Source organism: Filomicrobium sp. (assembly GCF_025698805.1).
Classification (GTDB): domain Bacteria; phylum Pseudomonadota; class Alphaproteobacteria; order Rhizobiales; family Hyphomicrobiaceae; genus Filomicrobium; species Filomicrobium insigne.
This window is the reverse complement of sequence record NZ_JAILWT010000008.1, coordinates 59,763-71,786: the sequence shown is the minus strand read 5'-3', so window position 1 is coordinate 71,786 and position 12,024 is coordinate 59,763. Positions and strand designations below refer to the sequence as shown.

The following is a 12,024-nucleotide window of genomic DNA, read 5'->3' as shown; positions in this document are numbered from 1 at the left end:
CAGTGAAACCCAATGTTCGGGTTCAGGTCTTCGAACCTCGCTTCCCCCAGCGAGTAGATTGCCACCCTGCAGCTTCCCCCCGGCTGCAATACGATAGGGTGCGCAATGCGGCCGGCCCTCCCCTCGCGGCCGGCCGCCATCACCTACCTAATGGGCACGACTTGTACGGTGGACGCGGTCGAGTCGATTGTCGCGGGAACCAGCGGATTCTTTCAGAAGCGCACGTCAGCGAGGTTGACATCGACGGTACCCGCAGTCCTCAGCCAAGTCTGCCGCTAACGATTTGATATGGTCGGCCCGCTGCTAGTTTTTGCTTGCAGTCGGAACAGGGCTCGTTCTCGATCGGGCTTTGGTGTGTTGCAAAAAACGATCGATGAACTCGTTTACTTCGGACCAGTCAGTAAATTCATGATCGTGACCATCGACGATTTCCAGCCTGTCCTTGAAAACGGCATGCCTTAGAATCTGTTCCTTGAAGAAGTCATACTCTGAGTAGCGCAACGCACCGGCGACCTTGATGTAGTACGTCGGATGCCAGCCGGTGTTTTCAAAGAAATAATCGACGTAGTTCTGCGCGTCAGTCCCTCCGTTGCGGAAGGCCGAAGAGAGACTCACGGACACAAATGCCGACGGAATATCTTCGAGCAGGGCACGATGCGCGGCGACGAAATCTCGCACAGAAATTTGGTGCAGCGCTTGATGTACGGAAGACGCCACGATAACAGCATCAAACACGTCGACGGCCAGATGACGCGGACGGCACTCAGTGTCGTAGAGAGTGCTCTCTTCGCCGTGATTGCGAATGCGTTCGGCTATTCTTTCCGCGATCTTGCGTGTCTGACCTTCTACAGATCCATATGCGATGAGGACCTTCATTAGCACCACTCTGCGCGATGCATCCTTGCGGCAGTCAGAATAGCAAACAGGTGCATCGCTCTATCTGGAAAACGAATTCGCAGTCGTTTCCGCACCGCAAATGAGCGGCTTTCTAGTTTCTGCTTTAAGTTAAACAGGACTAGTGTTTGCCGACCTTGATCCCTGTCAAATGTCGGTCCCAACTAGGCCTGTCCCTCGCTGGTATCGGCGCAACCACCGCCGGGCATACAAGTGGTTTCGAGAATCGCGCGCAGACAGTTTCCCCCGGGGTTTTTCGAGCGGCTCGACGTCATCATTACGGCCATCCATGTGTCAGCATCCGCGGTCGCAGAGAAGTGGCTGATCTTTCGCCTCAAATAAGCGCCAAGCGCCGTCTCTTCTGCCGCCGCTAGCTCTTGAATGCGCACTATAAATGCGATGTCGCCAATCGACAGCAGCGCTTCCGTGGCTGCAGCCTCATCGTCGAGCTGCTTTATGAGATCCCCGAGGAGCATGTCGCCTGTTCCCTAATACACCCGGACGTCCGTGGGGGTTAGAAAATCAACGCCTTCCAGTTCTGCTGTCGCGGCAAGGCACGCCAAGTACTGCGCGGTTGCCTGGCGCCGGCTGCGCTCGCTGAGATAAGCCGCGATACGTTCCTCGACCATCTCGAAGGGAAACACACCCCCCTCAATGCGTCGGTCGAGCCGGATGATATGCAGGCCGTAAGGCGTCGCAACCGGCTCCCGCGTCATTTCTCCAGGAACCAACTTGAACAGTGCAGCTTCAAATCCAGGTGTCGTGTCTCCGCGCGATATTTGACCGAGGTTTCCCCCCGTCTTGGCCGAGGTGCAGGTTGAGTAGGTCTCGGCAAATTGACCGAATAGTTCGGGTCGAACGGACAGAATTTCGATTAGTTGATCGGCAAGGGTGCGTGCCGCAACGAAGGCCTCTACATCATTCTGGTGCGCCGCAATCAGGATGTGCGCCGCCTCGAAAATGTCGGGTGAGCGAAAGCGCGCGCGATTGCACTCGTAGTAACGCCGGCAAGACTCTGTGTCGGCCGTCGGCGTCTTCACCTCTCTCTCGATGAGCTGACGGATCAGCGCCTCGTCGTCGGTCTCTCGACGTCCTTCCTCGTCCGTTTCCGGCTCCGGCTCAATCTCAAGCCGTCTTGCCTCCTGCAGTATCAACTCGCGCAGGGCGAGGCTGCGGGTGGCCTCCTTCCATGCTTGCAACGGCGTCGCGGCCGTATGATGCTGGACCTCCCGCGAGATGGCGGCGGCGGGGATTGAGACGCCGTTGACGCTGACCTTCGCGCTTTGCGCTGCACGAAACGGCAACGCCGGATCTTCGGCCTTATAAACCGTTGTCATTGGTCATCTACTCCGCTGGCTCGATCCTGCGACGGCGCTCTGACGTTGGGGCCGGCTCGTTCTGACAATCTGATAACCTTTGCGCCCAAGATACCCGACTGGCGCCGACCAGATATGGACGAGCCGTGAGAACGGGAACAACAGGAAGATTGTCATGCCGAGCACGAGGTGAGCGAGGTAGGGCCACTCAAGCCCTTTCAGGTAATTGTCGACATTTGGCTCTAAGGTCAGCACGCCCTGGGCCCAATGCGAAAGTTTGAGCATCGTCTCCCCATCCGAATGCTGCAGCGAGTAGGGCAGTGTCACGAGCCCGAGGGCAAGCTGCACCCAGAGTATGGTCAGGATCGCCATATCCATCGTCGTCGAGGTAATACGGATACGCGGGTCAAACAGCCGGCGATGGAGCAGCATGGTCAGTCCGACGAAGCAGACCACACCGGCGATGCCGCCGGCCGTAATGGCAATCATCTGCTTCTGCTCTATGGTGATGAGCTTCGTGTAAAGCCAAGTGGGTGTTAGAAGGCCAACGAAGTGGCCGACGAACAGAAACAGGATCCCGAAGTGGAACAGGTTGGAGCCGATAATAAATTGGCGGCGGCGCAGAAGCTGGCTTGAGGACGCACGCCACGAATACTGATCACGCTCGAAGCGGAACAGCGAGCCGACGACGAAGAAGCCCAAGCAAACGTAAGGGTACCAGACGAACAGAAGGTGGAACAGCATATCGCGCATCGCAGCGGCTCCTTTAGATGCTCCGGGAACCGGAGTGGGTGATTATGGTGCGAGGCTGCGGCTGGACAACCTCCATGCCCGGCGCTGGCCGGCTTCCGGCGCGGAGCTTCGGGATCAACCGATCGCCGCCGCATTGCGCATCCGCGGACGGACCGAATCGTACTTCCTCGTCGTTCCAGGCGGCATCCAGCGACTCCAGATCATTGGGATCGATCTCCGGTTCGCCGACGAGCTGACGTACTTCCGCCGACCTCGGATCAGCCTTCGCCAGCTTGGCGAGCACATCGAAAACCGCCGTGTAGATCGATTTGCGCCGCCTCAATCGTTCGGCAAGCGCGGCAAAGATGTGCGCAGGTTGGCCGACTAAATCGAGCGCTTCGGTAAGCGGTTGCGTTGCCAGGAACTCAAGAAACAAAGGTAGGTAGTCGGACAACTCGTTGGAGCTGATCTCCAGGCCAGCTGTCTCGTAAACCGCCTTCAGGTCAACCATGGCCTGACCGCGATCACGGCTCTCGCCATGTACGTGCTCGAAGAGATGTAATGACAGTGAGCGCGTACGATCGAACAGAAGCACGTAGCGCTCCTGAAGCTCGTAAAGATCGCTGGCGCTGAGTTCTTCGAAGAGGGGTATTAGCGCCTTGATCTCTCGTGGTCGCAAGAGCCGCTCTTCTTTCAGGACACCTGCCATGATCGGTGCGGCAGCGACTATTTCCTCGGTTGGATAGCTTAGCAGTGTCGAGAGAACCTTGAAGGTCTTTGCCATTACACGGTCTCCGTGGTTCTTTTGGGCGCCTTGTTGCGCCCGCCAAACATGTTGACGTCCGCCGTCCGTCCATCGGAACAGTCCCCGCCGAACGTAAAGCCGCACGATCCGCGCAAATCGTAGGTGTCCTCCCCCAGCTCGCGGTGCGTCGTTGGGATGACGAAGCGGTCCTCGTAGTTGGCGATTGCCATCACCTGATACATGTCCTCGATCTGATTGGCTTTGAGACCAACGCGCCTGGCGATTGCGTCGTCTATGACGCCATCGATTGTCTTCGCGCGCATGTAAGAGCGCATGGCGAGCATGCGTTCGAGCGCCTGCGCCACCGGCTCTTCGTTACCAGCCGTCAAGAGGTTGGCGAGATAACGCAGAGGAATGCGTAGCGAGCGAACATCCGGCATCTCGCCGTCCGAGCCCATCTTGCCTGCCTCCGCCGCGGACTGGATCGGCGATAGCGGCGGCACGTACCAAACCATCGGCAGCGTGCGGTACTCCGGATGCAAGGGGAAGGCGACCTTCCACTCCATCGCCATCTTCCAGATCGGCGAGCGGCGCGCGGCTTCGAGCCAGCTCTCAGGCACACCATCGGCACGTGCCTGCGAGATGATCTCGGGGTCCTGCGGATTGAGGAAGACGGAAAGCTGCGCTTCGTAGAGCGCCTTCTCATCCGGGACGCTTGCAGCCGCCTCAATGCGGTCGGCGTCATAGAGCACGACGCCTAGATAGCGGATGCGCCCGACGCAGGTCTCCGAGCACACCGTCGGCTGGCCGGCCTCGATGCGCGGATAGCAAAGGATGCACTTCTCCGATTTGCCGCTCGACCAGTTGAAGTAAATCTTCTTGTATGGGCAGCCCGACACGCACATGCGCCATCCGCGGCACTTGTCCTGGTCGATGAGGACGATGCCGTCCTCTTCGCGCTTGTAAATGGCACCTGATGGGCAGGCTGCGACACACGCCGGATTAAGGCAGTGTTCGCACAGCCGCGGCAGGTACATCATAAAGGTGTTTTCGAACTGTCCGTAAATTTCCTTTTGGACACCTTCAAAGTTGTAGTCGGCTGAGCGCTTTGAAAACTCGCCGCCTAGGATCTCCTCCCAATTCGGTCCCCACTCAATCTTTTCCATCCGCTTGCCGGTGATCAGCGAGCGCGGTCTTGCCGTTGGAGAGGCCTCGAGTTCCGGCGTCTTCTGGAGGTGCTCGTAGTCGAAGGTGAATGGCTCGTAGTAGTCATCGATTTCGGGCAAGTCTGGGTTGGCGAAGATCTTTGCCAGTACCCGCCATTTCGACCCGATCTTGGGCTGGATCTTGCCGTTCGACTTGCGCACCCAGCCGCCGTTCCAGCGCTTCTGATTCTCCCAATCCTTGGGATAGCCGATGCCTGGCTTGGTCTCGACGTTGTTGAACCAGGCATATTCCATGCCCTCCCGGTTCGTCCAAACGTTCTTGCAGGTAACAGAGCAGGTGTGGCACCCGATGCATTTATCCAGGTTCAGCACCATTGCGATTTGAGCGCGGATTTTCATTCAGCGGCCTCACGGGATTGAGTGGTAACGACTGGGGCATCGGTGTTCGGCCGCTCGAGCCAGTCCACCTTGCTCATTTTGCGCACGACCACGAATTCATCGCGGTTCGTGCCGATCGTGCCGTAGTAATTGAAACCGTAGCTCTGCTGGGCGTAGCCGCCGATCATGTGCGTTGGCTTGACGACGGCACGCGTCACCGAATTGTGTATGCCGCCACGCTGGCCGGTCATTTCGGAGCCCGGCACGTTCACGGTTTTTGTGCATGGTACATCAGGCACATGCCGTCCTTCACGCGTTGCGAGACGACAGCACGTGCCACGAGGGCGCCATTGGAATTGAAGGCTTCAATCCAGTCGTTGTCGACGATACCGGCTTTCTTGGCGTCGTTTTCGCTGATCCAGACAATAGGCCCACCGCGGCTCAAGGTCAGCATCAGCAGATTGTCGGTGTAGGTCGAGTGGATGCCCCACTTCTGGTGTGGCGTGATGAAGTTCAGGACCACGGTCTTGTTGCCGTTGGGCTTCGCGTCGAGCACCGGTTTGACGGCTCGCGTGTCGATTGGGGGGCGGTATACACACAACCCTTCGCCGAATGCTCGCATCCAAAGATGGTCTTGGTAGAGCTGTTGACGGCCAGTCAATGTGCGCCAGGGGATCAGCTCATGCACGTTCGTGTAGCTGGCGTTGTAGCAAACCTTCTCGCTCTCGAGCCCCGACCAGATCGGCGAAGAGATGATCTTGCGCGGCTGGGCGACGATGTCGCGAAAGCGGATCTTTTCATCTTCCTTGGGCAGTGCGAGGTGTGTGTGATCGCGACCGGTGGCCTTCGATAGGCTTTCCCAAGCCTTGACCGCTACTTCGCCGTTGGTTTCAGGCGCGAGCGACAGGATTACCTCGGCGGCATCGATATCGCTCTCAATTCGTGCAAGGCCCTTCGTCGGGCCCTCTTCCGTCACCTCGCCGTTAAGGCGCTTCAAAAAGTTCACCTCGTTCTCCGTGTTCCACGACATGCCCTTGCCGCCGTTGCCCATTTTGGACATCAGCGGCCCGAGCGCCGTGAAGCGCTTGTAGAGGTTGGGGTAGTCGCGCTCGACAAGCGTTACGGTCGGCATGGTCTTGCCGGGCACCGGCTCGCACTCACCGCGGTGCCAGTCGCGCACGTCCGTGGCCTGTGCAATCTCGGCTGGCGTGTCGTGCATGATTGGGGTCAGTACGACGTCCTTCTCAATGCCGAGCACCTCGGGTGCCACGTTAGAGAATTTGTTGGCGATCGCCTTGTAGATTTCCCAGTCGCTCTTTGCTTCCCACACCGGATCGACCGCGCCCGTCAGCGGGTGAATGAACGGGTGCATGTCGGAGGTATTGAGATCATTCTTCTCGTACCAAGTCGCCGTCGGTAGTACGATGTCGGAGTAAACGCACGTCGTCGACATGCGGAAGTCGAGCGTGATCAGGAGATCGAGCTTTCCTTCTGGCGCCTCGTCGCGCCAAGCCACCTCTTTGGGCTTTTTCGCACCCATCTCACCCAAGTCCTTACCCATCACGCCATGGCTCGTGCCGAGCAGGTGCTTCAAGAAGTACTCGTGGCCTTTGCCTGACGAGCCGAGCAGGTTCGAGCGCCAGACGAAAAGATTGCGGGGCCAATTCTTGGGGTTGTCGGGGTCATGACAGCTCAATTTGAGCGCGCCGGACTTCAACGCGTCGGCGACGTAAGTCGGCGCATCCTTGCCGGATGCCGCCACCGCTTTGCCGACCTCGATTGGGTTGGTTTCCAGCTGTGGCGCCGACGGTAGCCAGCCCATGCGCTCGGCGCGGACGTTGTAGTCAATGAGCGCCCCGTCCCATGGGCCAGGCGGTGCAGTTGGCGAGGTAATGTCACCGACATTAAGCGTCTCGTATCGCCACTGATCGGTATGGGCATAAAAGCACGAGGTTGAATTCTGCTGACGCGGTGGGCGGGCCCAATCGAGCGCGAAGGCGAGTGGCAGCCAGCCTGACTGCGGGCGCAGCTTCTCCTGCCCGACGTAGTGCGACCAGCCGCCACCCGACTGACCGACGCAGCCGCACATGACCAGCATGTTGATGACGCCGCGATAGTTCATGTCGGAGTGATACCAATGGTTCATCGCAGCACCTATGATCACCATAGACCGGCCGTTGGTCTTCTCGGCGTTCAGCGCGAACTCGCGTGCCACCTGGATGATCTGGTCGCGCCTGACGCCAGTGATCGCCTCGGCCCATGCCGGGGTATAGGGTTCGTTGTCGTCGTAGCTTTTTGCGACGTGCTTGCCGCCGAAACCGCGGTCGACTCCGTAGTTGGCGAGGAAGAGGTCGTAAACGGAGGCGACCAAGGTCTCGCCGTCCTTGAGCACGAGCTTCTTCACCGGCATGTTGCGCGGCAGAATGCTCGGGTGATCGGTGCCGTTGAAGTGGTCGTGCTCAATGTTGCCGAAGTAGGGGAACGCGACAGCGGCAATGTCATCCCTAATTCCTGCGAGTGAGAGGCGCAGCTTGGTTTCGGCGCTCGCTGCCCTTTCCTCAAGGTTCCACTTTCCCTTCTCGCCCCATCGGAATCCGACAGCGCCGTTGGGTACAACCAGATTGCCGGACGCCTCATCAAATGCGACCGTCTTCCACTCCGAATTATTCTTCTCGCCCAGCTCTTCAGCGAAATCGCTAGCGCGTACAAAGCGGTCCGGCACAAGATGGTCGTCACGTTTCACGAGCCGGACCAGCATTGGCATATCGGTGTAGCGGCGGGCGTAGTCCTCGAAGTACGCGACCTTGCGGTCGACGTGGAACTCTTTGAGGATGACGTGACCCATGGCCATGGCAAGCGCCGCATCGGTCCCCTGCTTCACGCTGAGCCACATGTCCGCGAATTTCGAGGCTTCGGAATAGTCTGGACAGATGACGACGCTCTTCGTCCCCTTGTAGCGAACCTCAGTGTAGAAGTGAGCGTCGGGGGTGCGTGTCTGCGGGACGTTCGAACCCCACAGAATTAGGAAGCCGGCGTTGTACCAATCGGCACTCTCGGGCACGTCCGTCTGCTCGCCCCATGTCTGTGGGGAGGACGGTGGCAGGTCGCAGTACCAATCGTAGAATGACATTGCGACGCCGCCGAGCAGCGACAGGTAGCGCGAACCCGCCGCATAGGACACCATTGACATTGCCGGGATCGGCGAGAAGCCAAGGATGCGGTCCGGGCCATAGCGTTTGACGGTATACGCATTGGCCGCGGCGATGATCTCGGTCACGTCATCCCAGCTGGCGCGCACAAAACCGCCAAGTCCGCGCTTTCTCGTATAGGCAGCGCGCTTTGTCGGGTCTTCGACGATCGAGGCCCATGCGGCAACCGGCGTGCGAATGGCGCGCTCCTCGCGCCACAGCTTTAGAAGCCGCGAGCGCACCAGCGGATATTTGACGCGATTTCCGGAGTAGAGATACCAGCTGTAGGAGGCGCCGCGGGAGCAGCCGCGTGGCTCATGGTTTGGCAGATCAGGACGGGTGCGTGGATAGTCTGTCTGCTGCGTCTCCCAGGTAACTATGCCGCCCTTCACATAGATCTTCCACGAACATGAGCCCGTGCAGTTCGCCCCATGCGTCGAGCGGACGATCTTGTCGTGCGCCCACCGCTTGCGATAGCCGTCCTCCCACGTGCGGTCCTCACGGGTGGTGATGCCGTGGCCATCCGAGAACTCGTCGACGACGCGGTTGAAGAACGTGAGGCGATCGAGAATGTGGCTCATCTGGTAGCTCCGATATGGCGGGCTTCGGCCGTCTTGCCCAACGTCCGCGCAATGATTATTCCGCTGGTTGTGGGGAAGCGGCCGTTTTCCCGCGCTCGATGTCATGAAGCATTCCGCCGGGACGCGTGTAGAACCACCACGTCACCAGAACGCACGTCACATAGAAGGCCATGAAACCCCACAGTGCCGCCTCCGGGCCGCCGGTTATCACTATCGATGAGCCGTAGGCCTTCGGGATGAAGAAGGCCCCGTAGGCTGCAATCGCCGAGGTGAATCCGATAATGGCTGCGCTTTCCCTCTCCGCTTGACGCAGTCTCTCCTCGGCAGGTTTTTCGGGCATCAGGCGCCCGATCTCGGAGCGCATGATGATCGGGATCATTTGGAAGGTTGATGCGTTGCCGACGCCTGTCGCCAGGAACAGGATCAGGAACATTGCGAAGAAGCCCCAGAACGCGCCCGGCTCTTCTTTGATACCCAGGAAGTAAAGCACTCCCGCCACTGCGGCGATCATCACGATGAAGACCCAGAAGGTCACTCGGCCGCCGCCATACTTGTCCGAGACCCAGCCTGTGGCTGCCCTGGAGAGAGCACCGACCAGCGGGCCAAGGAAGACGTACTGCAGCGAGTCGACAGCCGGGAACTGGTTCTTTGCGAGGAGTGGGAAGCCCGCCGAATAGCCAATGAACGAGCCGAAGGTGCCGACATAGAGCCAGCACATCACCCAATTGTGCTTGCGCTGGAAAATTACCGACTGTTCGGCGAAAGAGGCTTTCGCATCGGCAATGTCGTTCATGCCGAACCATGCAAAGATCGCCGAGGCTATAATGAACGGCACCCAGATGAAGCCGGCGTTTTGCAGCCAGAGCAGTTTACCGTCTGACAGTGTTTGCGGCTCACCTCCAAGCGCGCCGAAGACGCCTGCCGTTATCACGAGCGGCACAATAAACTGCATGACGCTGACGCCGGCATTGCCGAGGCCGGCATTAAGAGCCAGCGCGTTGCCTTTTTCAGCCTTCGGGAAGAAGAAGCTGATGTTGGCCATCGACGAGGCAAAATTGCCACCGCCGAAACCGCAGAGTAGTGCCAGCACGAGGAAGATGACGTAGGGTGTTTGCGGGTCCTGCACGGCATAGCCGATGCCGAACGCCGGGATCAGCAGCGAGGCCGTCGACAGCGATGTCCAAAGTCGACCACCAAAAATCGGCACCATGAACGAGTAGAATATGCGCAGTGTCGCGCCGGAAAGGCCCGGCAGAGCTGCTAGCCAGAAGAGCTGATCTGTCGAGTAGGTGAAGCCGATCGCCGGCAACTTGGCGACAACGACGCTCCATACCATCCACACCGCAAACGCGAGCAACAAGGCCGGGATCGAGATCCAAAGGTTGCGGCGTGCAATGGTCCGACCTTTGCTCTCCCAGAACTCTTTGTCTTCCGGTCGCCAATCCTCGATGACACCAGCTAGCGCGCCACGATGCTCCGGCCGATGGATCTCTGTCATCTCCGGCAGCTGCGGCAGAATCTCTGGCTCGGGGGCGCGCGCTCTGCGCTCCATCGCAAGGATCGCGAAGTGCATCCACGCGAGCGAGATGCTGGCGATGGCGAAGAGTAGCATAAAGCTGCTGGTCCATATGCCCGTCAGGTCAAGCATGACACCGAACATGATCGGTAGGATAAAGCCCCCAAGCCCACCTACGAGTCCGACCATGCCGCCGACTGCGCCGACGTGGTTGGGATAGTAGACGGGGATGTGCTTATAGACCGCTGCCTTGCCCAGGCTCATGAAGAAGCCCAGTACGAATACGAGGATCACGAATGGCACTAGGCCTACACTCGTCGAGAAGGTGATCGGGCCGCGAATGCCATGAATGACGTAGTCGGTGTTCGGGTAGGACAGCATGAAACACACCACCGCCGACACGCCAAACGTCCAGTACATCACCTTACGGGCGCCGATCCGATCCGAAAGGTGGCCACCGTAGGCGCGGAAGATACTCGCCGGCACAGAATAGAAGGCGGCCAGAATGCCGGCGGTCCGGATGTCGAGTTCGTAAACACCGACTAGATAGCGCGGCAGCCACAGAGCCAAGGCGACGAACGCACCGAACACGAAAAAATAATAGAGCGAGAACCGCCACACCTGCAGCCGTTTCAGTGGATCTAGTTCTAACAGCGTGCTGCGTGCGCTCTCCCCACGCTGTCGCCGAGCGCGCAGTACCGGGTCATCTTTGGTTGCGAACCAGAAGACGGCGGCCATGATCACCAGCCCTGCGGCCCACACTTGAGCCACCACGGTCCAGCCGTAGGCGACCATCACAAAAGGTGCCAGGAACTTAGTCACGGCTGCGCCGACGTTGCCGGCGCCGAAGATCCCGAGTGCCGTCCCCTGCTTTTCCGACGGATACCAGCGGGAGACGTAGGCGATGCCGACGGCAAATGAGCCGCCTGCGAGTCCCACCCCGAGGGCGGCCAAAAGCATCAACTCGTAGGTCGTCGCGTACGATAAAAGGAAGGTCGCAATGGCACCCAGCACCATCGTCGTTGTGAATACGACGCGGCCGCCGTATTGGTCTGTCCAGATGCCGAGGAATATCCGGCTCAACGAACCGGTTAGAATAGGTGTTGCTACCAGTAGGCCGAACTCGGTATCGCTAAGTCCCAGCTCTTCCTTTATGCCCACACCGATGATTGAGAAAATTGTCCAAACCGCAAAGCAGACAGTGAAGGAAATGGTGGACAGCCAAAGCGCCCTGCTCTGGTCGCCAGGATCCACGGTAGGCTGAGTATTCATGTATCAAGCACCCCACTTGAGGTCGCCGGAAAAAAACTCGGCACGACAAGAATTACGTTTGGGGAAATGCTTTTCGTTGATCGAGATCAACTTGTTAAAAACTACGCAGACAAAAGAAATATTAGTCGCTTCTTTGTGTCCTGAGTAATGTAAAAGCAATTTTGTAATTGATATTGTTCAATACAATGATTGATAAAAATCAAGGCAAGATGCTCGTTGCAACGAGGCCAGGACCG

The 12,024-nt window shown here is 58.6% G+C and carries 7 protein-coding genes and 1 pseudogene; all 8 read right to left on the bottom strand.

Features of this window, described 5'->3' with window-relative positions; translation table 11 throughout:
* Positions 1 to 303: 303 nt before the first annotated feature.
* Positions 304 to 876, bottom strand: a complete 573-nt coding sequence (locus K5845_RS17850; RefSeq protein ID WP_287959604.1) for a flavodoxin domain-containing protein — start codon at positions 874 to 876, stop codon at positions 304 to 306.
* Positions 877 to 1,058: 182 nt separating this feature from the next.
* Positions 1,059 to 1,370: a hypothetical protein gene (locus K5845_RS17845; RefSeq protein WP_046479429.1), complete on the bottom strand. Its 312-nt coding sequence runs from the start codon at positions 1,368 to 1,370 to the stop codon at positions 1,059 to 1,061.
* A 12-nt stretch (positions 1,371 to 1,382) separates the two neighbouring features.
* A complete protein-coding gene (locus tag K5845_RS17840) occupies positions 1,383 to 2,231 on the bottom strand; it encodes a peptidylprolyl isomerase (protein WP_287959603.1) in 849 nt (282 codons plus the stop codon).
* 3 nt (positions 2,232 to 2,234) lie between these two features.
* Positions 2,235 to 2,963, bottom strand: a complete 729-nt coding sequence (gene narI / locus K5845_RS17835; protein ID WP_046479430.1) for a respiratory nitrate reductase subunit gamma — start codon at positions 2,961 to 2,963, stop codon at positions 2,235 to 2,237.
* 13 nt (positions 2,964 to 2,976) lie between these two features.
* On the bottom strand, positions 2,977 to 3,726 hold the full coding sequence (gene narJ, locus K5845_RS17830) for a nitrate reductase molybdenum cofactor assembly chaperone (protein WP_287959602.1): 750 nt from the start codon (positions 3,724 to 3,726) through the stop codon (positions 2,977 to 2,979).
* Positions 3,726 to 5,252, bottom strand: coding sequence for a nitrate reductase subunit beta (gene narH, locus K5845_RS17825; protein WP_287959601.1), 1,527 nt, complete (start codon positions 5,250 to 5,252; stop codon positions 3,726 to 3,728). The genes narJ and narH overlap by 1 nt, the downstream gene beginning before the upstream one ends.
* Positions 5,249 to 9,000, bottom strand: a pseudogene (locus K5845_RS17820) (nitrate reductase subunit alpha). The gene narH and the pseudogene K5845_RS17820 overlap by 4 nt, the downstream one beginning before the upstream one ends.
* Before the next feature lie 55 nt (positions 9,001 to 9,055).
* Positions 9,056 to 11,788, bottom strand: a complete 2,733-nt coding sequence (locus K5845_RS17815; protein WP_090228214.1) for a nitrate/nitrite transporter — start codon at positions 11,786 to 11,788, stop codon at positions 9,056 to 9,058.
* Positions 11,789 to 12,024 lie beyond the last annotated feature (236 nt).

Coding starts and splice junctions, on each gene's coding strand:
- narJ (WP_287959602.1), bottom strand. CDS start 3,726: ATGGCAAAGACCTTCAAGGTTCTCTCGACACTGCTAAGCTATCCAACC.
- K5845_RS17850 (WP_287959604.1), bottom strand. CDS start 876: ATGAAGGTCCTCATCGCATATGGATCTGTAGAAGGTCAGACACGCAAG.
- narI (WP_046479430.1), bottom strand. CDS start 2,963: ATGCGCGATATGCTGTTCCACCTTCTGTTCGTCTGGTACCCTTACGTT.
- K5845_RS17845 (WP_046479429.1), bottom strand. CDS start 1,370: ATGCTCCTCGGGGATCTCATAAAGCAGCTCGACGATGAGGCTGCAGCC.
- narH (WP_287959601.1), bottom strand. CDS start 5,252: ATGAAAATCCGCGCTCAAATCGCAATGGTGCTGAACCTGGATAAATGC.
- K5845_RS17840 (WP_287959603.1), bottom strand. CDS start 2,231: ATGACAACGGTTTATAAGGCCGAAGATCCGGCGTTGCCGTTTCGTGCA.
- K5845_RS17815 (WP_090228214.1), bottom strand. CDS start 11,788: ATGAATACTCAGCCTACCGTGGATCCTGGCGACCAGAGCAGGGCGCTT.